17 protein-coding genes are annotated in these 24261 nt (G+C 72.0%); 9 read left to right on the forward strand and 8 right to left on the reverse strand.

The features are described 5' to 3' along the window. Positions 1-58 precede the first annotated feature (58 nt). The 3 genes from P3T35_RS05970 (at position 59) to P3T35_RS05980 (ending at position 2923) form a co-directional block, all read left to right on the forward strand. Complete coding sequence (locus tag P3T35_RS05970) at positions 59-979, forward strand: deoxyribonuclease IV (protein WP_280704538.1); 921 nt, start codon at positions 59-61, stop codon at positions 977-979. A 172-nt stretch (positions 980-1151) separates the two neighbouring features. Further along, a complete protein-coding gene (locus P3T35_RS05975; protein WP_280704540.1) occupies positions 1152-2387 on the forward strand; it encodes a hypothetical protein in 1236 nt (411 codons plus the stop codon). Beyond that, the gene (locus P3T35_RS05980; RefSeq protein ID WP_101379522.1) at positions 2387-2923 is read left to right on the forward strand and encodes a hypothetical protein; all 537 of its coding nucleotides are present in this window, start codon (positions 2387-2389) and stop codon (positions 2921-2923) included. The genes P3T35_RS05975 and P3T35_RS05980 overlap by 1 nt, the downstream gene beginning before the upstream one ends. Here P3T35_RS05980 and P3T35_RS05985 read toward each other — a convergent pair. Further along, on the reverse strand, positions 2851-5070 hold the full coding sequence (locus P3T35_RS05985; protein ID WP_101379523.1) for a tetratricopeptide repeat protein: 2220 nt from the start codon (positions 5068-5070) through the stop codon (positions 2851-2853). The two genes, P3T35_RS05980 and P3T35_RS05985, sit on opposite strands and share 73 nt — an antisense overlap. 297 nt (positions 5071-5367) lie before the next feature. Here P3T35_RS05985 and P3T35_RS05990 point away from each other — a divergent pair, with 297 nt between their 5' ends. After that, positions 5368-8532 (forward strand): BTAD domain-containing putative transcriptional regulator, encoded by a 3165-nt coding sequence (locus tag P3T35_RS05990; RefSeq protein ID WP_143676764.1) that lies wholly within the window; start codon positions 5368-5370, stop codon positions 8530-8532. 764 nt (positions 8533-9296) lie between these two features. Here the strand turns inward: P3T35_RS05990 and P3T35_RS05995 are convergent. Both P3T35_RS05995 and P3T35_RS06000 read right to left on the reverse strand, forming a co-directional pair. Further along, entirely contained in the window at positions 9297-10613 is a 1317-nt protein-coding gene (locus P3T35_RS05995) for an acyltransferase (RefSeq protein ID WP_101384911.1), read from the reverse strand. Positions 10614-10785: 172 nt separating this feature from the next. Beyond that, positions 10786-11535: a DUF2785 domain-containing protein gene (locus tag P3T35_RS06000; RefSeq protein ID WP_101379525.1), complete on the reverse strand. Its 750-nt coding sequence runs from the start codon at positions 11533-11535 to the stop codon at positions 10786-10788. A gap of 175 nt (positions 11536-11710) precedes the next feature. Here P3T35_RS06000 and P3T35_RS06005 point away from each other — a divergent pair, with 175 nt between their 5' ends. Continuing rightward, a complete protein-coding gene (locus tag P3T35_RS06005; RefSeq protein WP_218976652.1) occupies positions 11711-13954 on the forward strand; it encodes an AAA family ATPase in 2244 nt (747 codons plus the stop codon). Between the two features lie 31 nt (positions 13955-13985). Here the strand turns inward: P3T35_RS06005 and trpS are convergent, their stop codons facing one another. After that, complete coding sequence (trpS, locus tag P3T35_RS06010) at positions 13986-14984, reverse strand: tryptophan--tRNA ligase (RefSeq protein ID WP_280704548.1); 999 nt, start codon at positions 14982-14984, stop codon at positions 13986-13988. A gap of 272 nt (positions 14985-15256) precedes the next feature. Between trpS and P3T35_RS06015 the strand changes: the two genes are divergently transcribed. The 3 genes from P3T35_RS06015 (at position 15257) to P3T35_RS06025 (ending at position 19229) form a co-directional block, all read left to right on the forward strand. Next, on the forward strand, positions 15257-16891 hold the full coding sequence (locus P3T35_RS06015; protein WP_101379527.1) for a metallophosphoesterase family protein: 1635 nt from the start codon (positions 15257-15259) through the stop codon (positions 16889-16891). Between the two features lie 137 nt (positions 16892-17028). After that, complete coding sequence (locus tag P3T35_RS06020; protein WP_101379528.1) at positions 17029-18027, forward strand: phosphotransferase family protein; 999 nt, start codon at positions 17029-17031, stop codon at positions 18025-18027. A gap of 5 nt (positions 18028-18032) precedes the next feature. Then, positions 18033-19229 (forward strand): acyl-CoA dehydrogenase family protein, encoded by a 1197-nt coding sequence (locus P3T35_RS06025; protein ID WP_101379529.1) that lies wholly within the window; start codon positions 18033-18035, stop codon positions 19227-19229. A gap of 61 nt (positions 19230-19290) precedes the next feature. On the opposite strand, the gene P3T35_RS06030 is transcribed toward P3T35_RS06025, so the two are convergent. From P3T35_RS06030 to P3T35_RS06040, 3 genes are read right to left on the reverse strand one after another with little or no spacing between them, the layout of a single operon-like run. After that, a complete protein-coding gene (locus P3T35_RS06030) occupies positions 19291-20247 on the reverse strand; it encodes an NADPH:quinone oxidoreductase family protein (protein ID WP_101379530.1) in 957 nt (318 codons plus the stop codon). Continuing rightward, on the reverse strand, positions 20244-21029 hold the full coding sequence (locus P3T35_RS06035; protein ID WP_280704553.1) for an SDR family oxidoreductase: 786 nt from the start codon (positions 21027-21029) through the stop codon (positions 20244-20246). Before P3T35_RS06035 ends, P3T35_RS06030 begins: the two co-directional genes overlap by 4 nt. Further along, positions 21026-21781: an SDR family oxidoreductase gene (locus P3T35_RS06040; protein WP_101379531.1), complete on the reverse strand. Its 756-nt coding sequence runs from the start codon at positions 21779-21781 to the stop codon at positions 21026-21028. Before P3T35_RS06040 ends, P3T35_RS06035 begins: the two co-directional genes overlap by 4 nt. 165 nt (positions 21782-21946) lie before the next feature. On the opposite strand from P3T35_RS06040, the gene P3T35_RS06045 reads away from it, so the two are divergent. After that, positions 21947-22558 (forward strand): TetR/AcrR family transcriptional regulator, encoded by a 612-nt coding sequence (locus P3T35_RS06045; protein ID WP_101379532.1) that lies wholly within the window; start codon positions 21947-21949, stop codon positions 22556-22558. 37 nt (positions 22559-22595) lie between these two features. Here P3T35_RS06045 and P3T35_RS06050 read toward each other — a convergent pair whose 3' ends face one another. Next, the gene (locus tag P3T35_RS06050; protein WP_101379533.1) at positions 22596-24230 is read right to left on the reverse strand and encodes a hypothetical protein; all 1635 of its coding nucleotides are present in this window, start codon (positions 24228-24230) and stop codon (positions 22596-22598) included. Positions 24231-24261: the final 31 nt, after the last annotated feature.

A 24261-nucleotide genomic window follows, 5' to 3' on the forward strand; every position in this document is an offset into this window, starting at 1 on the left:
ACGAGGCCGTCCCCACCCGCGTGGGGGCGGCCTCGTCCGCATGTGGCACCCTCGGTGGGTGAACGCCGCAGCTCTCCCCCCGCTCCGCAACCCGATCGGCGCCCACGTGCCGGTGGCCGGGCGCGGCCTGGTCGGCACCGGCCTCGCCTACAACGAGCGGATCGGCGGCGAGGCGGTACAGGTCTTCGTGGCCAACCCGCGCGGCTGGGCCACCCCGGCCGGCAACCCCGCCCACGACGAGGCGTTCCGCACCGCCTGTGCCGAGCAGGGCATCCCCGCCTACGTCCACGCGCCCTACCTGATCAACTTCGGCTCGGACAGCGCCGCCACCCGCGAGCGGTCCACCGCCTCGCTGCGCCACTCCCTGCTGCGCGGCCACGCCATCGGCGCCCTCGGTGTGGTGGTGCACACCGGCTCCTCGATCGGCGCCGACCGGCGGGCGGCCGCGATGGCCCAGGTCCGCCGCGATCTGCGGCCGCTGCTCGACGAACTGGACGCACTGGGCGACAGTGCGCCGTGGCTGCTGCTGGAGCCCACCGCCGGGCAGGGCGCGTCGCTCTGCTCCCGGCTGGATGAGCTCGCCGAGTACCTGGACGCCCTGGACCGCCACCCCCGGGTCGGCGTCTGCCTCGACACCTGCCACGCCTTCGCCGCCGGTCACGACCTCGCCGCCCCCGGTGGCGTCGCCGCCGCCCTCGACGCCCTCACCGACGCCGCCGGCCCCGGCCGCCTGCGCCTGATCCACGCCAACGACTCCAAGGACGTCGCGGGCGCCCGCAAGGACCGGCACGCCAACATCGACGACGGCCACATCGGCGCCGCCGCCTTCCGCGACCTCCTCGCCCACCCCGCCACCGCCGGCGTCCCCTTCATCCTCGAAACCCCCGACCGCTCCGCCGCCCCCGGCTTCGGCCACCCCGCCGACGTCGCCCTGCTGAAGCGCCTGCGGGCGGAGGCGGCCGAGTCCCCGGCCGGGTGAGCGCCCTCCCCCGCCACGGCCGCGCGCCTTCGCACGCTGGTCGGCTCCCGCACCACCGCCTGCGCGGCAAGGATTCGACAAGGGTCCGACACGGCTTCCGCCAGGCTCCCGGGCAAACCTGGCACCGGCCGCAGCAGAGCGGCCCACGTCGATGTGCCAAGGGGGATTGGTCGTGTCATCGGCTCAGCAGCAATCTGGTCCGGTTCAGGAGCATTCTGGTCCGGTTCAACGTGATCCCGGGCAGTGGAGCACCCTGCCCGACTGCAAGAGGGTCCTGGTCGTCATCCACACCCTGGTCTACGGGCGGCGGCTGCAGGACCTGCTCCACCTGTTCCGCGCCGACCTGCGGGTCAGCGTGGTCTTCACGGTCGCCCCGCACGCGTTCAACAGCGGCGTGGAGAGCGTCCTCACGGAGCTCGCCGGCTTGGTGCTGCCCTGGGAGCAGGTCTGCCGCACCGACTTCGACCTGATCCTGACCGCCGGCTCCCAGGGCATGGAGCAGCTGCGCGGTCCACTGGTCCGCCTCCCCCACGGGGCGGGCCACATCAAGCTGTCCCGACCGCAGGACGCCGCCACTCGCACCGTCGGCGGCCTCGGCCGCCGCTACCTGACCTGGCAGGGCCGGGTCGTCCCGCGCGCCTTCGCCGTAGCGCACCGGGAGGAGCGCGACGCCCTCGCTTGGCTCTGCCCCGAAGCGCTGCCGATCACCGAGGTGGTGGGGGACGCCAGTTACGACCGGATCGCCCTGGGGCTGGGACGGCGGGACGCCTACCGGCAGGCGCTCGGGCTCCGGGACGGTGAGCGGCTCGTGCTGGTCTCGTCCACCTGGGGCCTGGGATCGGCCTTCCACCGGCTCGACGCACTGCTGCCGCGACTGCTCACCGAACTGCCGGCCGAGCGATACCGGGTGGCCGTTCTAGTGCACCCGAACGTCCATGCTGGGCACGGAAGTTGGCAAGTCAGAGCATGGCTGGCCGCAGCCGGAGGCGACCGCCTCACCCTGCTGCCGCCGCAGTGCGACTGGCGGCCCGCGCTGATCGCCGCCGACTTCATCATCGGCGACCATGGCTCGGTCACCCTCTACGGGAGCATGACCGGCGCGCCCATCCTGATCGCGCAGTACCCGTTCCGCTCCGTCAACCGAGACTCACCCGGCGCCCAACTCGCCCGCACCGCACCGTCGCTCTCGCTCAGCCTGCGCCTGGACCAGCAACTCGACTACGCCGCCGAGCAGTACCAGCCGGAGTCGTACCGGGAGATCGCCGCCCGAATCTCCTCCGAGCCGGGCGCCTTCGACGCGAATATCCGCCGACTGCTGTACCGGATCCTGGAGTTGGGCGAGCCGGCGCACCGCCCGGAGGCCGAACCACTGCCACTGCCCCAACCACTGACCGGGAAGGAGTTCTGATGACGCATCAGATGTATCAGGTCGCTGCCGAGTTCAGCTCCGGTGAAACGGGCCTGCTGGTCGCGCTGGACGGGTTCGGGCCGGACGGGCTGCTCGCCCAGCTGACGGTGCGCGGCGGCTCCACCGTCTCGCGCGGAGCCGATGAGCACCTGGCCATCGACCTCTCCGGCTCCCGACTGGACCTCGCCGATGTGCTCTTCAGCGAAATCGCCTGCACCCGGCGGCCCGAGGAGCTGGCCGGCCACTACCCGGGCTGCCTGGTCCTGGTCCTGCCCCAGCCGGACGGCAGCCTGCTCAGCTGGTGCCGCGGCCGGCCGCAGCGCTGGCTGCCGGCTCCCGGCAGCACGTGTATGGCGGCCAGGGTGCTCGGTTCGCTGCTGCACGCCTGCCTGGTGGCGCGAGTCGTGCCCGAGGCGCTGACCTCGGTCTCGGTCATCACCCCAGGCCGCCGAGGCGGCTCGGCTCAGCCCTCCGGCGCTGCCAGCCGCCGCACCGCCTCGCTGAGACGGTCACGGTCGGCCGCTCCGACCTGCTGATAGCGGGCGAGGGACTCCCGGTAGCAGGCCAGTGCCTGCTCCGGGGTGTCCCTCGCCTCGGCCAACTGGCCTGAAAGTTCCAGGACTCGGGCCTCCCAGTACGCTGATCCCGCCGCCCGGAAGAGCCCGGCCGCCTCCTCAAGCGCCTGCGCCGCCGCATCGAACCGGCCCAGTGCGGTCCGCGCCTGCCCCAGGAAGGCCAGCGCCCTGGCGGCCTCATAGGGATCCCCCAGCGACATCAAGCTGCGGTGGGCCGACTCCAGTTCGGGAACCGCCGACTCCGGCCGCCCCCTGGCCATCGCCACCTCCGCCAGCAGCAGCCGGGTCAGTTCGGCACCGCGCTGGTAGCCGACGGCCTCGCGCAGGCGCAGCGCCTCCTGGAAGCACTCCTGTGCCTCGGTCAGCCGCCCGGCCGACCGATGGCTCCGGCCGAGCCCGTGCAGGGCCTGTGCCTGTTCTTTCAAGCCCCCTCCGGTGCGGGCGAGTTCATAAGCCTGCTGGTACCAGGCGCCGGACTCCTCCGGCTTCCCGAGGTTGTCCAAGCGGCGCGCGCCATCCGTCAACATCCGTGCCACCGCGGCTGGGTTGCCGTCCCGCCGGGCCGCGGCCAAGCCCAGGCGGTGCAGCTCGTCGCCGAGTTCCGGGGCGCGCAGGCGCAGGAAGAGCGGGTGCATGGCGTCGACGAGCTGCCAGGCCGGCCGATCCCAGTGCTGGCCCACGGCCGTTCGCACCGCGGCCGCGAGTTGGGTGCGCTTCTGGTCCAGCCAGGCCAGCGCAGCCGCCTGGTCGTCCGGCGCGAACGGCAGTCCTTGGTGCTGCCGGCGGTTGTCCTCACGCTGACCGGCATGGCTGGGAGTCAGGAGCCGCTCGGCGGTCCGCGCGGTGGCCAGGTACCACTCCACCACTCGTCCCAGGGCGGCCTCCACATCCGCGTCCGACTCCTCGGTCCGGGCCAGCAGGGCGGCGTGCAACCGCACCAGGTCATGGAAGCGGTATCGGTCGGCCCCCAACTCCTCCACCAGGTTGGCCTCGGCCAAAGAATCGAGCAACTCCTCTGCCACCAGTGGAGGTTCGTCGATCAAGGCGGCCGCGTCATCGGCGCCGAACTCGCCGAACGGCAGCAGTCCGAGGCGCCGGTAGAGCCGGGCCGGTGCGGCTGCCAGGCAGGCGCACGAGGCATCCAGGGCGCTCTGCACGGCCGGTTCGCCGTCCAGCCGGAGCGCGGCCAGTCGTCCGTTCTCCCGGTCGAGTGCGGCTACCACGGCTGCCACGGTCAGTTGCGGGCGCGCCGCGAGCCGCGCCGCCACCAGGGACACCGCGAGGGCCAGCCCCGCGCAGCGGGCCACCACCTGACCCACCGCTGCCGGCTCGGCCTGCGCCCGCCGATCGCCGATCCGCCGCACCAGCAGCCCGGCCGCGGCCACCTCGTCGAGCAGGCCGACCGAGAGAAACGCCGCTCCGTCAACTCCCAATCCGGTAAGCCTGTTTCTACTTGCCACCACAACCGCAGCGTCCGCCGTCCCGGGCAGCAGTGGGCGCACCTGGGCGGCGGTCAGAGCATTGTCGAGCATCAGCAGGATGCGCCTACCGGCCGTCACCGAGCGCCAGAGCGCGGCGGCCTCATCGGCTTCACCCGGAATCCGGTCGACTCCGAAGGCTCGCAGCAACCCACCGAGCGTCGCCAGCGCCGAGGCGGGGCCCTCGGGGCCGTGGCCACGCAGATCGGCATGGAGTTGGCCGTCCGGGAACCTCTCGGTGCGACCATGCAGCCAGGACAGCAGCAGCGCCGTCTTTCCTACCCCGGCCGGGCCGTTCACCACCAGCACCCGGCTCTCGGCCCCCAACTGGTCCAGCGCGTCCAACTCGGCCAGTCGGCCGGTGAACTGCGCCGGTGGCAGCGGAAGCTGGCGTGGCACCGGGATCGTTGACGCGGCCGGCGCATGCAGATGCACATCGCCGCGCACCTCCCCTACCTGCAGAACGTTCCCGGAGACCTGAGCGGACCCGCTGATCGCATTTTCCACCCGGACACCCGCCGACGCCTCGAGCCACACCCACACGGCCTGCGCCGTCCTGGCATCCGCAGCAGCCTGACGCACCGCCAGCTCGGCCAGCTCATCACCCTGGTCCACGGACTGCGCGACCACACCGATGATCCACCCCAGCCTGGAGCGCTCGGCTGGACCAACCCGTGCAAGCGCTTGCCGCATGATGTCGATCGTCAAGGGGCCCATGAATGCCCTACCTCCAGTTGGTCTCCAATCGATCAACTTCCGTCTTTTCATGCTCCGTTCGATCGATTATCGCCAGATACGTTGCACAACCAGCGAGGCATGGTGGAGTGTTCTCTACCCCGCCTACATCTCTGCTATGTGCGGTGCGGGGTGGTGCCCGACCGATAGGAGAGATCCTTGGTAGAGCTGCGACTGCTCGGCACGGTCGATATGGTGGCGGCGGGGAACCGCAGCAAGCTCGGCCCGGAGAAGCTCCGCTGCCTGCTCGCTGCACTGGCCGTCGACATCGGGCGGCCACTCTCCCTCGACACATTGGCAGACCGGCTCTGGGCCGACCAACTGCCCGCCGACCCGGCGGCGAGCCTCTATCCGCTGATCTCAAAGCTCCGCCGCGCCCTCCGAACCGGTACCGAGACCGAAGGGCCCGACGCGCCTGCCGTCTCGATCGGCAGCCATGGCCACGCCTATGTCCTCGAAGGCGATCCGCAACAGGTGGACTACCACCGGTTCCGCCAACTCGCCAACCGGGCCCGCGCCTGCGCGGACCAGGGCGAAGACGATCAGGCCATCGCGCTGTTGACCGCGGCCGAAGCACTCTGGCAAGGAGACCCATTGGCCGGCCTCCGCGGCGAGTGGGCACAAGGCGCCCGCGCCGACATGCACGCCACCCATCTCTGGGCCGCCATCACCCGGGCCACCATCAGCCTCCGGCTCGGCCGGTTCGCGGACGTGATCCCCGAGCTCTCGCCCTTGGTAGCCCTCCACGACACGGATCAGGTGCTCGCCGCCCGTCTGATGGCCGCCCTGTACGGCGCCGGCCGCCAAGCCGAAGCCCTGGCTCTCTATCAGCGCGCCAGACGCACCCTGCAAGACCGCCTGGGTACCGACCCCGGCCGCGAGTTGACCTGGCTGCACGAGCGCATCCTGGCCGGCGGACCGGTCTCCGAGCTCCTCCCCCGGCCACCGGCCAGCCGCACGCCGGTCGCACTACCGGGCGGCGCCACCGCCGCGCTCCGAACCTCCGACTCCATGGCCGCGGCGCCGACCTGGTTGGCCGCCCCGAACAACCTGCCCACTCTTCGTCCCTTGGTCGGCCGCGAGCAGGAACTGGAGCGGGCCACCGACCCCGCACTGACCGGCCCGCGCGTCATCAGCGGCCTCGGCGGCACCGGCAAGACCAGCCTCGCCGTACATGCGGCAGTCCAGCTGCGCAGCCGATACCCGGACGGGCAGATCCTGGTCGCCCTGCACGCCCACTCGGCGACCCAGCGACCGCTCACAACACACGCCGTACTCATCGCTTTGCTGCGAGCCTTCGAGCTCCCACCACGAAGCATCCCGACCGAGCATGAGAAACGCATCGGCCTGTGGCACCAATTGCTCGCCGACCGGCAATGCGTAGTCGTCCTTGACGACGTCGCCGGCGCGGACCAGGTGCGCGAGCTACTGCCGTTGGCCTGCCGGTCGCTGATCCTGCTGACCAGCCGCCGCGGACTCCACGAACTACCCGGCGCCCACCACATCGTGCTGGACGCGCTGCCGGTCAGCCAGGCGACAGCTCTCTTCCGTTCACTGGTGGGGCCGGAGCGCGCAAACGATCCCGCCCAGATCGAGGAGATCGTCCGCTGCTGCCTCCGGCACCCCTATGCCGTCGAGTTGGTCGCCACCCGCTTCAAAACCCGATCGAGCTGGACTCTGGAGCACCTACTGCAGCGGTTGCGACACAGCACCCGGCTGCTCGACGAACTCCACGACACCAGCCGCGACCTGGCACCGATCCTCGAACTGTCGTACCGCTCGCTATCCGCTGAGCACCAGGAATCGTTCCGGCTGCTAAGCCTCTATCCAGGCACCCGCTTCGACCAGTTCGCCGCCACAGCGTTGCTCGGCAGGTCACTGAGCGCCACCGAGCGGGCCCTTGAGGAACTGATCGAAACGCATCTGCTGCAGGAGCCCGTTCCCGAGAACTACGCGTTCCACGACCTCATGGCCGAGTTCGCCGCGGGGCTGGAACATCGGACCGACCCCGGTGCCACCGAACAGGCCGCACTGTCACGGCTGATCCGGTTCACCATCGACGCGGTCGATCGGGCCGATCGGATGCTCTACCCCCACCGACTCCGTCTGGACATCCCGCCTGAGCTCACCGCGACCGCCTGGGCCCGTTCATGGCACGAACCGGCCGCCGTCCGCGACTGGCTGTCGAGCCGACTCGGCGAGCTGCTCAGCGTGCTCCGCCACGCCGCTGACAGCAACCGGGGTCTCGCTCCGTCGGCATCAGGAGAAATGGCTGTACCAGCAGGACGTGAAGCTGCCTGGCTCACCCATGCGTTGGGAGGCTTCCTTGATGCCGAAGGCTTCTGGGCAGAAGCCATCACACTCCACAGCGAGGCCGCCGAATACTGGCATACGGTGGGCGACGTCCATGCCGAGACACGAGCGCTGCTCGACCTGGTCGCCGTTCACGGCCACTTGGCGCAGTTTCCGCAGGCAGCGGCGCTCAACGCTCGGGCCCTGGCCACTGCGAGGCAGGCCGACGATCTGGAAGGAGTCGCCGAAGCCACTTCCCAAGCCGGCGTGCTGCACGGGAAGGCCGGTGACTTCCAGGCTGCCCTGAAGTCCCAGCAGGCGGCCCTGGCGATAAGCCTGAGTTACGGCAACTCCCGGCAAGCGGACCGGATCCGCAACAACATGGGCATCATCATGATCTATCTCGGTGATCACGCGTCGGCCATCGCGCTTCTCGAGGAGTCGCTGGCCGGATTCCGTCAGATCGGCAACACCCGGCTGGAAGTGACCGCGCTCAGCAACCTCGGTCATCTGCTCGTGGAGAAGGGTGAGATGGCCTCGGCACGGGCGGTGCTGGAACGCTGCCTCACCATCGGCGCACCGGTCATGCCTGCTCATGAACTGGCCGGTGCTCAAATGAACCTGATCGCGGCACTGGATCTACCCGCCGACTGGGAGCGAGCCCACCACCTGGCGAGCACCGCACTCGACGTCTTCCGTCGTGCCGGCGACCGCTGGGCCCAACTTGAGAGCCTGATCATCATCGGTGACCTGCTCCGCCGCGCCGGGCGGCACCAGGAGGCCATCTCCTGGTACCAGGAGGCATTACCGCTTGGTACAGCCCTCGGCGCGGACCACGGATGTGCCATGGCCGCCCGCGGGCTCGGCACCGCCGAGGCCGCCGCCGGACAACTGGAAGCCGCTCGCCTCAACCTCACGACAGCGGTGGAATTGCTACACCGGCTTCGCCACCAGCACGAAGAGGGAGAAGCGCTCCAAGCGCTCGCGGACCTGCTGACGCGGCTGGGGGAGCATGAGGAGGCTGCGAGGGCCCGCAGTTCCGCGAAGGCGATCCTTCAGGGGTGAGGATCCGGACTCTGGCCAACCACTGATCGTGGAAGCGTGAGGTCGGGACCGTGTGCCGCCGGGCCTGCCCACCTCGCCCGATCGCCGATGCTGTCGAACGGCCCCTGAGGCTCCCGTACCGGCTGGATCTGGTCGACGGCCGCGTGGCCGCGACCGCCCTCACCTTGGCAGGCACGGTTGAGCCCGCGGGCACTACCTCGCTGCGGCAAGCTACTGGATCAAGCAGCCGCCGGTCGAGCGAGCGGCCCTGGCTTCACGCTTTCGGGCCCAGTAGCACCATACGCCGCCCGGGCCTCTCAGGACCTGCATGTCATCGTGACCAGCAGCAACGTGCCTGGACTGGCACTGAGTTGGTAGTGGCACTTTGGGTGCCGTAGGGTGCCATATGATCTTCTGACTATCAGTCATATGACAGAGAGGCAGCGGTAGCCCCTAGATGTCCACGCACCACGGCGGCGACCAGAACCACCCCCGCACCAGTACAGAACCGTCGTCGCATCCGAACCAACCCGGTCGGGCCGCCCGCCACCTGGCGGCCCGACGGCGCACCAAACCCTCCCCGGGCTTTCCGACGCTGATGGTCGGCATCGCGGCGTCGGCGCTCATCGCAGCTTGCTGGATCCCCGGCTGGATGTGCGGCCCACGCACGGCGCAGAACGTGGTGAGTAGCGGCCCCGGATTCGGGCTCGGCAGTCGCGCTCAAGTCGACTAGTCCGCGTGGTCGGCCGGAGTGCAATCCGGCCGACCACGGCCACCGGCCCCTACTACTCGTCGGCCCAACGGGCTGGGATAGCCGCCCGCTTGCACACTTTCCCGCCCAGGCTCCTTTCGCGGCCGCGGCTCCAACCCGCCGGCGCCAGGCACGCCAGCCCACAGGCGAACTCCAGCGTCGTGCCGAGTGGGAAGGTCCCGCCGGCGGCGAAGCCGGAGGCAGCCCAGTGGGTGAGGGCGACCGTGGTCAGGGCCAAGCCGAGGGTGAGGGTGGCGAGGCCGGCGGGGCCTACCGGGGTGGTGGGGCGCAGGGCGGTGTGGAGGCGGGCCAGCAGGCGGTTCAGTGGGGTGAGGGCGGCCAGTAGCAGCGGGAGCAGCGCGGCGAGCAGGAGCAGCCAGGGCAGGCGCAGCAGCCACCAGGCGCCGGAGCCGTAACTGGGTTCGGGGGCAAGGTCGGTGAGGTAGAGGGCGGCGGCGAGGACGAGCACGGGCACCATGTGCCAGAGGTAGAGGGCCATGCTGGCGCTGCCCATCGGCCGGACCAGGCGCCAGATCCGGTCGCGCGCCAGCAGCCGCCGGACCGGTGGGGCCAGCAGCAGGCACAGGCCGGTCTGGGCAACTACCCAGGCGAGCATGGCGGCTGAGGGCGGGTTGGTGTTGCTCACCGCCTCTCCCGTGACCAGGATCAGGCTGACCGGGTACGGCCCGAAGCCGACCAGCAGCGCGAAGGCCGCAGCGCCCGTCGTCAGTAGTGCGGGCGCGGTCAGCCGGCGCCTGGTCAACTGCCCGTCGCGCCAGCAGAAGCCGAGCTGGTACGCGGTGCCCCAGACCAACAGGTAGTTGAGCGGGGATAGTTGGGTGCGACCGAGGAGCAGGGAGGCCGCGCCCAGGGCCACCGGCACCAGCACACCCCACCTGCGATGTGCGGCGTGCAGCAACGGAGTTGCGGCGCTGAGCAGCAGATAGAGCGGCAGGAACCAGAACTGCATGCCGAGCGCCCAGCCGACCAGCGCCAGGGTCGGCCGGTCCACCCCGAGCGCGGTGCTGATCCCGACCGCGAGCAGGACCAGTACCGCGTACCCGGCGGTGGGAACCAGCAGCCGCAGGGCTCGCGACCGCACCCAGCCGGCCGCCGGCTGGCTCCGGCCGGCCCAGGAGCCGGCTGCCGCATGGCCGCCGGCGAGGAAGAAGAGCGGCATGATCTGGAATCCGAGGGTCAGCCACTGGGTCCAGGGGACGGTCGCCAGCAACTCCGGTGCCGCGATGGTCCCGTCGGGCGCGCGCACCAGTCCGGTGATCAGCCAGTGGCCGAGCACCACCAGGCAGATCGAGAAGGCGCGGAGGAAGTCGACGTACCGGTCTCTACCCATGGTGCGCATGCTGGCCCGCACGCCGAGCCGCGCACCGACGATTCGAACACCTGTGACTGTTTCGTGGCCGGACCGGGTGCTGCGGGCCCGTGTGCTCAGGGCTCAGGGCTCAGGGCTCAGGGCTCAGGGCTCAGGGCTCAGGGCTCAGGGCTCAGGGCTCAGGGCTCAGGGCTCAGGCGAGCCAAGGACAGGGCAGCCGCAGCAGTTCCAGCGCCCGGTCCGCCACCGCCTCCGCGTGCGGCGGCACGCCGCCGTCCACCAGGCCGCGCGTCAGCTGCACATGGAGCGCCTGGAGGGTGGCGAAGATGTTGAACGCCCAGGCGGGAACCGGGCCGGGCCCGCCGCCCTCCAGGGCCTTGGCCGGCACGTCGAGCCAGCCGATCGCCTCCGCCTCGGTGAGGCCGGGCTCCAGCAGGATGCCGGTGATCGCCCGGGCCAGGCGGGCGTCCTCCAGTTGGAGGTACCGCTGTTCGGCGGCGGCCGCCGCGATCCGGCGGGCGCAGAGGTCGAGGATGTCGGCGCGGTGCCCGGGGAGCGCGCGGGCGAAGGCGGCGGCCGCGTCGGCGCCGTGGGCGACGGCGTGCAGCCAGCCGAGGCGGTCATCCCAGCCACGGGTGTCGGGCTCGGCCGGGTACCAGCGGGCGAAAGCGGCGTACCAGCGCTGGACGGTGGCCTGGTCGACGGCGCCGGGTGTCTCCTGGCGTCGTGTCAGCACGCACCGCAGCACCAGCGGCGCGAAGGTGCGCGCCTGCACTTCGGGGTGGTCGAACCGCGCCACGGCGGCCTCGCCGAGTGCGATCAGCTGCCCGTCTAGCCGGCCTTCGCGAACCCACTGCGCGGTGGCGGTGTAGGCCTGGTCGTCGCGTACCACCGGATCGGGCGAGCTCAGCATGGCCGCCAGCTCGTCGATGAGCTCCCGCACGGGGGTGTCAGAGGGGAACGGGAACCCAGTGGCGGCGAGACGGGCCCAGTCAATCCGCGCATGCGGCAACGCGTCAGCCCCTTACCCAGCTACGATGGCTCTTTGAGCCATGCCTGATGGAGGCTCACATAACAGTCCCTGTAAGGATTATACCGTCAGCAAGGAGATTCTGTCAATGACGGAGCTCGACCAGGAGCAGCGGTTCGTCGCCACCGCCTACGCCCGCCTCGACGCCCTGCGCGCGCAGACCGCCGAGCGTCGTGACCAGGCGCTCACCCAGGCCACGGGCGCCCATCAGGCCGCCGCCGAGCGGGAGAGCACGGCGATCGAACTCGGGGCGCAGCTCGCCGACCTGGACGCGGTGGAGCAGGGACTCTGCTTCGGCCGCCTCGACCTGACGGATGGCCAGGTGCACCACATCGGCCGACTCGGGCTGCGCGCGGACGACGAGGACCACACCCCGCTGCTGATCGACTGGCGAGCCCCAGCCGCCCGCCCCTTCTACACCGCGACCGCCCTGCGCCGCGACGGTGTGCGCCGCCGCCGGCATCTGACCACCAGCGGCCGCCGGGTGGTCTCGCTCCATGACGAGCAACTCGACCAACTCGACCGACGCGACCAACTCGACCTGGCGGACGCCGAGTCCGCCGTTGCCGGCGAGGCCGCCCTGCTGGCCGCCGTCACCGCCGACCACACCGGCCGGATGGGCGAGATCGTGGCCACCATCCAGGCCGAGCAGGACGCCGTGATCCGCGCCGACCACCGCGGCGTGCTGGTGGTCCAGGGCGGTCCCGGCACCGGCAAGACCGCCGTCGCCCTGCACCGCGCGGCCTACCTGCTGTACACCCACCGCGAGCGACTGGCCCGCCGGGTGGTGCTGATCGTCGGCCCCAACCCCGCGTTCCTGCGCTACATCGAGCAGGTGCTCCCCTCGCTCGGCGAGACCGGAGTCCGGCTGGCCACCATCGGCGAGCTCTACCCGGGCCTGACCGCCACCGCCGCCGAACCCGCCGAGGCAGCCGAGCTCAAGGGCCGGCCCGCGATGCTGGACGTGCTGGAGCGGGCGGTGTGCGACCGCCAGTGGGTCCCCGAGGAGCCGCTGCAACTCCCCTTCGAGCGGCAGCCCCTGCCCCTGACGCCCACCGCCTGCCGCCGGGCCCGCGACCTGGCCCGGGCGAGCGGCGAACTGCACAACGCGGCACGCCCGTTGCTGGAGCGGGAGATCGTGGCGGCGCTCACCGAGCAGTACGTCCGGCGGATCGGCGGCGCCGGCCTGCTGGACGAGGGCGACCTCGCCGAGATCCGCCGGGACCTGCGCGCCACCCCTGAGCTCAAGCAACTCCTGGACCAGCTCTGGCCGTTGCTCACCCCGCAGCGGCTACTCACCGAGCTGTTCGGCGACCGGGGCCGGATCGCCACCGCCGCACCGGAGTTCACCGCCGCCGAGCGCGCCCTGCTGCACCGCGCGGCCGACCACGGCTGGACCCCGGCCGACGTCCCCCTGCTCGACGAGGCCGCCGAACTGCTCGGCGCCGACCTCGCCGAGCAGGCCTCGGCCGCCGCCAGGGAGGCGACCGAGCAGCGCCAACGCCTGGAGTACGCCCAGGAGGTGCTGGACATCGCCTACGGCTCCCGCTCCGTCGACCTGGACGGCGGCGAGGAACTGCTGTCCGCCTTCGACCTGGTGGACGCCGAACGGCTGGCCGAGCGGCACCGCGCGCCGGACCTGCGCTCCCCCGCCGAGCGGGCCGCCGCCGACCGCACCTGGGTGTACGGGCACATCATCGTGGACGAGGCCCAGGAACTCTCGGCGATGGCCTGGCGGTTGCTGATGCGCCGCTGCCCGAGCAGCTCGATGACCCTGGTCGGCGACCTCGCCCAGACGGGTGACCGCGGCGGTGCGTCCTCCTGGCAGCGGGTGCTGGAGCCCTACGTCGGCACCCGCTGGCGACTCGCCCCGCTCACGGTCAACTACCGCACGCCCAGCGAGATCGCGCGCCCGGCGGCCGAGGTGCTTCGGCAGCTGGACAGTGCCGCGACACCGCCGCGCGCGGTGCGCGACGGCGGCATCGAGCCCTGGCGCACCCGGCTGGCCGACTCGGCGGCGCTGGGCGCGCTGGTCATCGCGGCGACCCGGCTCCCGGGCCGCTGCGCGGTGATCGTGCCGCGGGCACTGCGCGGGAAGCTGGACCTGGACGCCCGGGCGGCGGTGCTGACGGTGGCCGAGGCCAAGGGCCTGGAGTTCGACACCGTGCTGACGCTGGAGCCGGCCGCCATCCTGGCCGAGTCGCCGCGCGGCCTGAGTGACCTCTACGTCGCCCTGACCCGCGCCACCAGGCGCCTCGCCATCGGCTACTTCACCGAACTGCCCGAGGTGCTGGCCGAGTTGCCGGATCGCACGACGGCCCCGCACTGGTGAATCCCTCCCTGGTGAATCCGCACCAGTGAGGTCAGTACCGCATCCCCATCACCGTCAGCACCTCCCCCAGGGTGCGGTCCGCGATCTCGTTGGCACGGGCGTTGCCGCGGGCCAGGACGTCGCGCAAGTAGGCGCAGTCGGTGGCGATTTCGGCGCGGCGCTTGCGGATGGGGCGGAAGTAGTCGTTGACCGCGTCGACGACCTCGGCCTTGAGTCGGCTGGCGCCGCCGTCGCCGATGTCCTCGGCGAAGCTGCGCGGGTCGCGTCCCTGGCAGAGCGCGCCGAGCAGCAGCAGGCTGGCCACCTCGGGCCGGCCGAGCGGGTCGTAGGCGATCCGGCGGTCGGCGTCGGTCTTGGCGCCCCTCAGCAGGGTGGCGGTCTCGTCCTCGGTGGCGCCGAGGGAGACGGCGTTGCCACGGCTCTTGCTCATCTTGCCGCCGTCGGTGCCGAGCAGTCGCGGCGCCGCCGACAGCAGTGCCTGCGGCTCCGGGAAGAGCGGCGAACCCGGTTGCGTGTAGCGGGCGTTGAAGCGGCGGGCGATGGTGCGGGTGGCCTCCAGGTGGGGCAGCTGGTCCTGGCCGACCGGGACCAGGCCGGGCTTGCAGAACAGGATGTCGGCGGCCTGGTGCACGGGGTAGGTGAGCATCAGCCCGCTGACCGCGGACTGCCGGGAGTGCGCGATCTCGTCCTTGACGGTGGGATTCCGCTGCAACTCCGAGGCGCTGATCAGGCTGAGGAAGGGCAGCAGCAGCTGGTTGAGCGCCGGCACCGCGCTGTGGGTGAAGATCACCGCGCGTTCCGGGTCGATCCCGATGGCCAGGTAGTCGAGCACCAGACCCTCGACGTACTCGGCGAGTCGGTCGGCCGTGTCGCGGTCGGTGAGCACCTGGTAGTCGGCGACCACGATGAAGACTTCGGCGCCCTCGGACTGCAGGCGGACCCGGTTCTGCAGGGTGCCGAAGTAGTGACCAAGGTGGAACGGACCGGTGGGCCGGTCGCCGGTGAGCACGCGGGGGTGGGAGTGCGGCATCGGTTTTCTCCTCGTCATCGGGTGGGCGGCCGACCGGCGGCGGCCCCGGCGAGGATCACAACGAAGGGCCGTCCGTCCGGACGACCCTGGGCATGGTGGATGCGCGGCCGTCCTAGGACGGCCACCAGCTGAGGCAGAGCAGGCGAGTGCGCATGGGCCCTACTGTAACGCGTCCCGTGCGGTTCAGGGGACCGCTGCGCGCCGTTCACTCGCCGGGAGGGTGGGACGCCCTACCGTGAGCGGTCATCGGCGACCCGGAAGCGAGGACATCCATGGACCAGCCCAGCGACGCCCCGACCGAGCAGCACGGGGGCGGCACGGTGACCCGGCGCAGCGCCCTGCGGTTGACCGCGGGCGTGGGCGGCGCCGCACTGGCCGCCGCACCGCTGCTCGCCGCCACTCCGGCGGCTGCTGACGATGCGTCAGCCGAGGGCCAGGGCCAGGGTTCGCCGCTGCTGCTGACCCGGCCCGAGTCGCTGGGGGCGCCGGCCGTGGAGGGCCTGCACCTGACGTTCGGAACGGATCCGACCAGCCAGATGACCGCCTCCTGGACCACGGACGGCCCGGTGCGCCGGCCCCGCGTTCAACTGGGCAGCCTGGAGGGCGGGTTCGGCCGCACCGTGGACGCCGAGACCCGCACCTACGTGGACGGGGTCAGCGGCCGCACCGTCTACACCCACCACGCGCGGATGCAGAACCTGCGCCCCGGCTGCTATTACACCTATGCCGCGCTGCACGACGGCGGCCGCCCGGACGCCGGCACCTTCCGCACCGCGGGGCGCGGGCGGCAGGCCTTCACGTTCACCAGCTTCGGCGACCAGGCGGTGCCGATCACCACCTGGCAGCCCGACGGCAAGGGCGGCTACACCTCGGTGCCCAGCGGCATCGCCTCGCCGGCCTCGGCGGACATCGTGGCCGGCATCGAGCAGGTCGACCCGCTGTTCCACCTGCTCAACGGCGACCTGTGCTACGCCAACATCTCCCCGGACCGGCTGCGCACCTGGCAGGGCTTCTTCGCCAACAACACCCGCTCGGCCCGGTTCCGGCCGTGGATGCCGGCGGCGGGCAACCACGAGAACGAGAAGGCGAACGGGCCGATCGGCTTCTCCGCCTTCCAAACCCGGTTCGACCTGCCGGGCAACGGCGGTGACGCCGAATTCGCCGGGCTGTGGTACTCGTTCACGGTCGGCTCGGTGCACGTGGTGGTGCTGCAGAACGACGACGTGGCGTACCAGGACGCGGGCGACGCCTACGTGCACGGCTACAGCGGCGGTGCCCAGCAGGCCTGGCTGGAGAAGGACTTGGCGGCAGCCCGCGCGGACCACTCGATCGACTGGGTGGTGGTCTGCATGCACCAGGTGGTGATCAGTTCCTCCGACGCCAACGGTGCCGACCGGGGTGTCCGCGAGCAGTGGGGGCCGCTCTTCGACCGGTACCAGGTGGACTTGGTGGTCTGCGGCCACGAGCACGACTACGAGCGCTCGCTGCCGGTGCGCGGCGTGGTGTCCGGTTCGGAGACGCTGACCCCGAACCCGGTGGCGACGGCGACGGATGTGATCGACACCTCGCAGGGCACGGTGCACATGGTGCTGGGCGGGGGCGGCACCTCCTCGCCGACCAACGGCAAGTTCTTCGGGCCCGGCAAGGCCAAGGTGATCACGGGGGTGGGCCCGGTCGGCGGCAACGGCAAGCGTACGCCGGTGTACGTGTACGAGGACGCGCCGTGGGTCGGGGTGCGCGATCTGGACCATTCGTACGGCTTCGCGGCCTTCACGGTGGACCCGGGCAGCCACCCGGGCGCGACCACCAGCATGCACGTGACCTACTACACCGTGGCCCAGCCGGACGGGAGGATCAGCCCGTTGGAGAACTTCGTGCTGCACCGCAAGCGCTCCGACGGTAGGTAGACCCCCCTCTTCACCGAGAGCCGCACCCGCCTTCGGGCCGGTGCGGCTCTGGTGTTTCCCGGACTGCTCGTTGACATCGCCAGGATGGAGCGACAGGCTAAGCAAGCGCTTAGTCAGTCTCACCCCCCGAGGATGCCATGACCGACAATCCCCCCGGACTCGACCTTGCGAAGCTCCAGGCGTACCTGGGCACCGGCCCGTTGCGGGCCGAGCTGATCCAGGGCGGCCGCTCCAACCTGACCTACCGGGTGACCGACGGCACCGAGCACTGGGTGCTGCGCCGCCCGCCGCTCGGGCATGTGCTGGCCACCGCCCACGACATGGGGCGCGAGTTCCGGGTGCTCAGCGCACTGCACGGTTCCCCGGTGCCGGTGCCGCGCCCGGTGCGGCTGACCGAGGACCCGGAGGTGATCGGCGCACCCTTCTACCTGATGGAGTTCGTCGACGGCACCGCCCACCGGGACAGCGCGGCCCTGGCCGCCCTCGGCCCGCGGCGGGTCCGCGCGCTGGCCGACCGGCTGGTCGACACCCTGGTCGACCTGCACGCCATCGACCCGGCGGACGTCGGCCTGGCCGACTTCGGGCGCCCCGAGGGCTTCCTCGCCCGCCAGGTGCGGCGCTGGGGCAAGCAGCTGGACGCCTCCCGCAGCCGCGAGGTCCCCGGCATCGACGAGCTGCGCGCCCGGCTGGCCGAGACCCTGCCCGACTCCCCTGCGCCGACCCTGGTGCACGGCGACTACCGCCTGGACAACGTACTGGTGGGCCCGGACGACCGGATCGTCGCGGTGCTCGACTGGGAGATGTCCACCCTCGGCGACCCACTCACCGACCTCGGGCTGCTGGTGATGTACACCGAACTGGCCGAGCAGTTCGACGGCGTCATCCCCGGGGTGGCGCTGGCCCCCGGCTTCCCCGGCAGCGCGGAACTGATCGCCCGCTATGCGGCCGGTTCCGGGCGCGACGTCTCGTCGGTGGCCTGGTACGTGGCGTTCGCCTCCTTCAAGCTCGCCGTGGTGCTGGAGGGCATCCACTTCCGGTTCCAGCAGGGCGGCACCGTCGGAGCCGACTTCGACCGGATCGGCGACCTGGTGCCCGCCTTCGTCCAGCACGGCCTGAACGCCCTCAAGGAGCACTGAGACCCATGGACTTCGCCTTCGACTCCCGCACCGAGGCGCTGCGTGAGCAGCTCACCGCCTTCCTCACCGAGCACGTCTACCCGGCCGAGTCCCGGCTGACGGTCGAGCCGGACTGGTCCACCCCCGCTGTGATCCGCGAACTCCGGCTGGAGGCCCGCAGGCAGGGCCTCTGGAACCTCTTCCTGCCCGGCGAGCGCGGTGCGGGCCTGACCAACCTGCAGTACGCGCCGCTCGCCGAACTCACCGGCCGCAGCATCCAGTTGGCCCCGGCCGCGCTCAACTGCGCGGCCCCGGACACCGGCAACATGGAGGTGCTCAACGAGTTCGGCGACGAGGCGCAGCGCAAGCAGTGGTTGGAGCCGCTGCTGAGCGGTGAGATCCGCTCGGCCTTCGCCATGACCGAGCCGGAGGTGGCCTCCTCGGACGCCACCAACATCCGCACCATGATCACCCGGGACGGCGACGACTACGTCATCAAGGGCCGCAAGTGGTACATCACGGGCGCCATGAACCCCGAGTGCAGGATCTTCATCGTGATGGGCCTGACCGATCCGGAGGCGGAGGTGCACCGCCGCCAGTCGATGATCCTGGTGCCGCGGGACACGCCCGGGGTCACCGTCAAGCGCGCGATGACGGTGTTCGGCTACGAGGACCGCGACCACGGCGGCCACGCCGAGGTGGTCTTCGACGACGTCCGGGTGCCGGCAGGCAATCTGATCGGCGAGCCCGGCTCCGGATTCGCCATCGCCCAGGCCCGGTTGGGGCCGGGCCGGATCCACCACTGCATGCGGGCGATCGGCGTGGCGGAGCGGGCTCTCGAGCTGATGTGCCGCCGGGTCAGCGAGCGGGTGGCGTTCGGCAAGCCGCTGGCCGCGCAGGGCGTGATCCAGGACTGGATCGCCGAGTCCCGGGTGCGGATCGAGCAGGCCCGGCTGCTGGTGCTCAAGGCGGCCTGGCTGATGGACACCGTGGGCAACCGCGGCGCGCACACCGAGATCCAGGCGATCAAGATCGTGGTGCCGCAGACCGTCGAGTGGATCCTCGACAAGGCGGTCCAGGCGCACGGCGCCGCCGGCGTCAGCCAGGACACCCCGCTCGCCCAGCTCTGGGCCGGCCTGCGCACCTTGCGGCTGGCGGACGGCCCGGACGAGGTGCACCGCCGCTCGCTGGCCCGCCGCGAGCTGCGCAAGTACCAGGGCTGACCAGAGCCCAACGGTGAGCGGGGAGTACCTGGTCGGTACTCCCCGCTCACCGCTTCCGGGTTCAGGGCAGGATGACGACCCGTCCCGTGGTCTTGCCCGTCAGCACCCGCTGCACCGCGTCCGCGGCCCCCGCCAGCGGCAGCCGTTCGCTGACCAGCGGGCGGACCGCCCCGGTGGCGGCCAGTGCGGACAGCTCCTCGTGGCAGGCCCGCACCGCGGCCGGGTCCTTGGTGTTGTAGAGGCCCCAATGCAGGCCGAGCAGCGTGTAGTTCTTCACCAGTGCGTGCCCGAGTGGCGGGGTGGGGATGGTCCCGCTGGCGAACCCGACGACCACGATCCGGCCCTCGAACGCGATGCACTTGGTGGAGCCGGTGTAGGCGTCCCCGCCGACCGGGTCGAAGACCACGTCCGCGCCCCGGCCGCCGGTGAGCTCGCGGACCGCCGCGACGAAGTCCTCGGCCTGCCGGTCGATCACCGCGTCGGCGCCCAACTCCTTGGCCACCGCGGCCTTCTGGGCCCCGCCGACGACCGCGATCACCCGCGCGCCGGCGGCCCGGCCCAACTGCACGGCGGCGCTGCCCACTCCGCCGGCCGCCGCGTGCACCAGCAGGGTCTCGCCGGCCCGCACCGCGGCGCGCCGGTGCAGCGCGAACCAGGCCGTCTGATAGCCGATGTGCAGCGCGGCCGCCTCGGCGTCGTCGAGCGCCTCAGGCGCGGGGAAGAGGGCTCGCCGGTCCATCAGGGCGTACTCGGCGAACGCCCCGCTGGGTGCCACCGGGTTGCCGATCACCCTTTCCCCGCTGGTGAGTTCGCCGCAGAGCTCGACGCCGGGGATGAACGGCAGCGGCGGCTTCACCTGGTACTGGCCCAGGCACATCAGGCCGTCCGGGAAGTTCACCGCCGCCGCCCGCACCCGGACCAGCACCTGGCCGTCGGCCGGCACCGGCTCCGGCACGTCCTCGGCCAGCCGCATCACGTCCTGCGGCAGTCCCGCCGCGGTCACCTGCCAGGCCTTCACCGCTCCTCCTCCACCACGTACTTGCGCTGCAACCGGTTCATCGCGTCCAGCCAGCGGTCGGTGTCCGTCGCCCGGGCCGCGTAGTAGTCGGCGACCTCGGGGTGCGGCAGGATCAGGAACCGCTCCTCGCGGATCGCCCGCAGGGTGTCCGCCGCCACCTGCTCCGGCTCCAGCGCCGTGGCACCCATCAGCGCCTGGCCCAACTCGCCCGCCGATTCGAGGATCTGGGTGCGCACACCCTGCGGGCACAGTGCGTGCACCTTGATGCCGCGGTGCCGGTAGCTGGCGGCGAGCCATTCGGCGAAGGAGAGCGCGGCGTGCTTGCTCACCGAGTACGGGGCCGAGCCGAGCATGGTGAGCAGGCCGGCCGCCGAGACGGTGGCCACGAACCGCCCGCCGCCGCGCTCCAGCCACTCGGGCAGCAGCAGTTCGGCGGCCCGGACGTGGGCCATCACATTGACCTCCCAGGCGGCGGTCCAGAGCGCCTCCGGCGCCTCCGGTCCCCCGCCGGGCGCGACGCCCGCGTTGGCGCAGTAGACGTCGATGCCGCCGAGCTCGGCCCGGGCGGCGTCGATCAGCGCGGCCACACCGTCCCGGCTCGCCGCGTCCCCGGGCACCGCGACCGCGCCGATCCGGGCGGCGGTCGCCGCGGCGGCGGCCGCGTCCAGGTCGTTGACCACCACCGACGCGCCCTCGGCCGTGAAGGCCTCGGCGAGTGCGGCACCGATCCCGCGGCCGGCGCCGGTCACCACGCAGCGCTGACCGGTCAGGGCGGTGCTCACAGGCCGCCGCCCAGGGTCACGCCGCCGTCGATCACCAGGGTCTGGCCGGTGATCCAGGACGCCTGGTCGGAGAGCAGGAAGGCGACCGCGCCGGCGATGTCCTCCGGCACGCCGAGGCGCTTCAGCGGGTACGGCGCGGCGGCCTCGTCCTCGCGGCCGACGTAGAGCGCCTCGGCGAACTTGGTCTTCACCACGGCGGGGGCCACCGCGTTGACCCGGATGTCGGGGCCGAGTTCCCCGGCCAGTTCCATGGTGAGGCGGGAGAGGGCGGCCTTGCTCACCCCGTACATGCCGATGCCGGGCGAGGTGCGCAGGCCCGCGATCGAGGAGACGTTGACCACCGAGCCGCCGTGCTCGCCCATCCAGGCCTGGTGGGCCAGCTTGGTCCAGGCCAGCGGGCCGAGCACGTTGACGGCGAGGATCTTGGCGGCGGCGGCCGGGTCGGTGTCCAGCACGGGGCCGAAGATCGGGTTGATGCCGGTGTTGTTGACCAGCATGTCGAGCCGGCCGAACGCCTCGATGGTCCGGTCGATCGCGGCCCGCTGGTGCTCGGGGTCGTCGCTCTTGCCGGCCACCGCGATGGCGTTCTCCTCGCCGCCCAGCTCCCGCACCGCGTCGGCGAGCGGCTCGGGGTTGCGCGCGGTGATGCAGACCTTGGCACCCCGGTCGACCAGTTCCCGGGCGATGCCGAGGCCGATGCCCCGGCTCGCTCCGGTGACCAGGGCCACCTGTCCCTTGAACGTCAGCGTCATGGGTCGACCTCGCTTCGAAAACTGGACCTGCACCTGGACTCGTTGTGACTCAGCGCTTGCGCGAATACCCGCCATCTGGGGGTGACTAAGCGCTTGCTTAGCATGTTGTCCACAGGTCACACTGTCAACACCGCACGTCGGCCCGATCATGCAAGGATGTCGGCCATGACCACCGAGCAGCCTTCCGCCGACAACTGGCCTGGAGAGCGCCCTGAGGCCGCGCGGCGGCTGCTGGGCGCCGCCGTCGAATCCTTCGCCTCCCGCGGCTTCCACGCCACCACCACGCGGGACATCGCCACCGGCGCCGGGATGAGCCCGGCCGCGCTCTACATCCACTACCCGTCCAAGGCCGCCCTGCTCGCCGAGATCAGCCGAGAGGGCCACAGCGCCACGCTGGCTCTGGTCGAGGCGGCGGTGGCGAAGAGCGACCAGCCGCGCGAGCAGATGCGCCTGCTGGTCGAGGACTTCACCGCCTGGCACGCCCGCGGACACACGGTCGGGCGGATCGTCAACTACGAGCTGCGCGCGCTGCCGGAGGAGGACTTCGCGGTCGTCGCCGAGCTGCGCCGCCGGATCGAGGACACCGTCAAGCAGGTGATCGAGGACGGCATCGCGGCCGGCGTCTTCACCGACACCCACACCCGCACCGCCGCCCGCGCCATCACCGGCCTCGGGATCGACGTGGCCCGCTGGTACAACGAGCGCAGCACCGAGACCCCGGAGCAGCTCGGCATCCGCTACGGCGAGCTGGTGCTGCGGATGCTCGGCGCGGCCTGACCCCCGGGGGCGACTCCCCTGCCGGGCGGCGGCCTGCTCAGATGCCGGCCTTCAGCGTGTTGTCCAGGTGCGGCCCGAGGTAGCCCAGGTAGACCAGCCCGCTCCGGGCGGTGTCGTCATGGAAGTGCAGCCTGGGCGCCTTGCTGTTGCCCGCGCCGATCCGCAGGTGCGCGCCCATGAAGACCTCGCCGGCCGGGTCGACCCCGGTCGGCACCGGGAAGGTCCGCTGCCGCCGCCAGACCGGTCGGCCGGCGGTCTGCGCCGACTCGTCCCGCACCACCTTCCCCGGCGGGAACCGGTGCCCGCCCGGCGGGGGTTGGCGGCACCAGTGCAGGAAGTCGCGCCAGGCGGCGCCGGAGCGCCGGGCCGCCGCGTAGTCCTGCAGCGCCAGCAGCGCGTCCCAGGCGGTCGCCGCCCAGTCCTCGCCGAGCGCCTGGGCATCCAGGCCCGCGGTGATCCGCCGGTTCCCGGTGAACCGCAGTTCCGGCAGCTCGCCGACCCGCTCCAGCAGCGCCGCGAAACTTCTCGGCCCGGCCGGCACGGCATCCGGTGCGCGATAGGCCTCGGCCGCCTCCCCCAGCCCCGCGAGGTGCTGCTGGAGGTGCCGCAACCAGCCTTCGGTGCGCCGCAGTTCATCGGCCCGCTCGGCCAGCTCCACGGCCAGCCCGAGTGCGTACTCCTCCTGCTCCCGCAGTTCCAGGCGCAGTTGGCCGATCTCCGCGCGCCGGGCCGCCTCCTCGTGCCCGGCCTCCTCCAGCAGTGCCGTCAACACCTCACGGTCGGCGCGGAGTTGGTCCAGCTCACCGTCGGCGGCCGGCGCCAGGGCCGCAGACTGGGGGAGGGAGCGCAGTGCGGGCACGGCGGCCAGTTCGGCGGGCAGCGGGGCGCGTGCCGCCAGCCGCCTGGGCAGCCGGGCCACGACGGCGGCGGTGTGGGCCGGGTCGGGGTGCCGACTGTGCGGGTGCACGGCGGGGTGGCGGTAGCCGTCCACCGGGGAGGCCGGGTCGAGGCCGGGCAGATAGGTCCGCACGCCGCCGGCGGCGATCCGATGGTGCGGCAGCGCCCGGTTGAACGCGGGGACGGCCTCGGCCGTCAGCCGGTAGAGCACGGCCAGGCCCACCAACGGCTGCCACAAGGGCAGTTGGGCGGCCGAATCCGGCTCCCCGGTGTCCAGTACCCCGGCGTCCACCACGATGGGCAGCCGCCGCTCGGGGTGGCACAGCTCCGCGACCACCCGCTCGACGTCGGCGGCCGTCACCGGCGCGGGTTCGGGGCGGACAGCGGACGGCCCGTCGTGCGCGGCCAGTTCGGTGAGCAGCGCGGCGGCGAGCTCCGTCGGGTCGTCTCCGCCGGAGTTCGCCGCCGGACCCGGCAGGTGCTCGACTTCCAGGCAGATCCAGGGGGCCGCGCCGTGCTCCCGGGAGTGCAGCACCAAGGTGGTCTGCCGCAGGCCCGCACCCGCCGCGGTGGACTCGCGCAACCGCCAGCGGGTGTAGGCGCCCTCGCGCCCGGCCGCCGAGTCGGCGTCCAGCAGCACCCCGGGAGCCAGCGCGGTACGACCCGGGCCGAGCGCCGCGGAGTCGTAGCCGCACTGTTCGCCGAGCCGGCGGCGCAGCAGTTCGTCGGCGCGGGCCCCGGTGTCGACGTAGTCGTACCCGCTGGCGACGATCATCCGATAGGTGCTGCTCTCCACTGGTCCGCCT

This window comes from Kitasatospora sp. GP30 (genome assembly GCF_029892145.1).
Taxonomy (GTDB): Bacteria; Actinomycetota; Actinomycetes; order Streptomycetales; family Streptomycetaceae; genus Kitasatospora; species Kitasatospora acidiphila.

Bases quoted from the DNA above. Each gene is read 5' to 3' on its own strand.
- P3T35_RS05990 (WP_143676764.1), top strand. From the start codon at position 5,368: ATGGTGGCGGCGGGGAACCGCAGCAAGCTCGGCCCGGAGAAGCTCCGC.
- P3T35_RS06025 (WP_101379529.1), top strand. From the start codon at position 18,033: ATGGACTTCGCCTTCGACTCCCGCACCGAGGCGCTGCGTGAGCAGCTC.
- trpS (WP_280704548.1), bottom strand. From the start codon at position 14,984: ATGCCGCACTCCCACCCCCGCGTGCTCACCGGCGACCGGCCCACCGGT.
- P3T35_RS06015 (WP_101379527.1), top strand. From the start codon at position 15,257: ATGGACCAGCCCAGCGACGCCCCGACCGAGCAGCACGGGGGCGGCACG.
- P3T35_RS06040 (WP_101379531.1), bottom strand. From the start codon at position 21,781: ATGACGCTGACGTTCAAGGGACAGGTGGCCCTGGTCACCGGAGCGAGC.
- P3T35_RS05980 (WP_101379522.1), top strand. From the start codon at position 2,387: ATGACGCATCAGATGTATCAGGTCGCTGCCGAGTTCAGCTCCGGTGAA.
- P3T35_RS06005 (WP_218976652.1), top strand. From the start codon at position 11,711: ATGACGGAGCTCGACCAGGAGCAGCGGTTCGTCGCCACCGCCTACGCC.
- P3T35_RS05995 (WP_101384911.1), bottom strand. From the start codon at position 10,613: ATGGGTAGAGACCGGTACGTCGACTTCCTCCGCGCCTTCTCGATCTGC.
- P3T35_RS06020 (WP_101379528.1), top strand. From the start codon at position 17,029: ATGACCGACAATCCCCCCGGACTCGACCTTGCGAAGCTCCAGGCGTAC.
- P3T35_RS06045 (WP_101379532.1), top strand. From the start codon at position 21,947: ATGACCACCGAGCAGCCTTCCGCCGACAACTGGCCTGGAGAGCGCCCT.
- P3T35_RS06050 (WP_101379533.1), bottom strand. From the start codon at position 24,230: ATGATCGTCGCCAGCGGGTACGACTACGTCGACACCGGGGCCCGCGCC.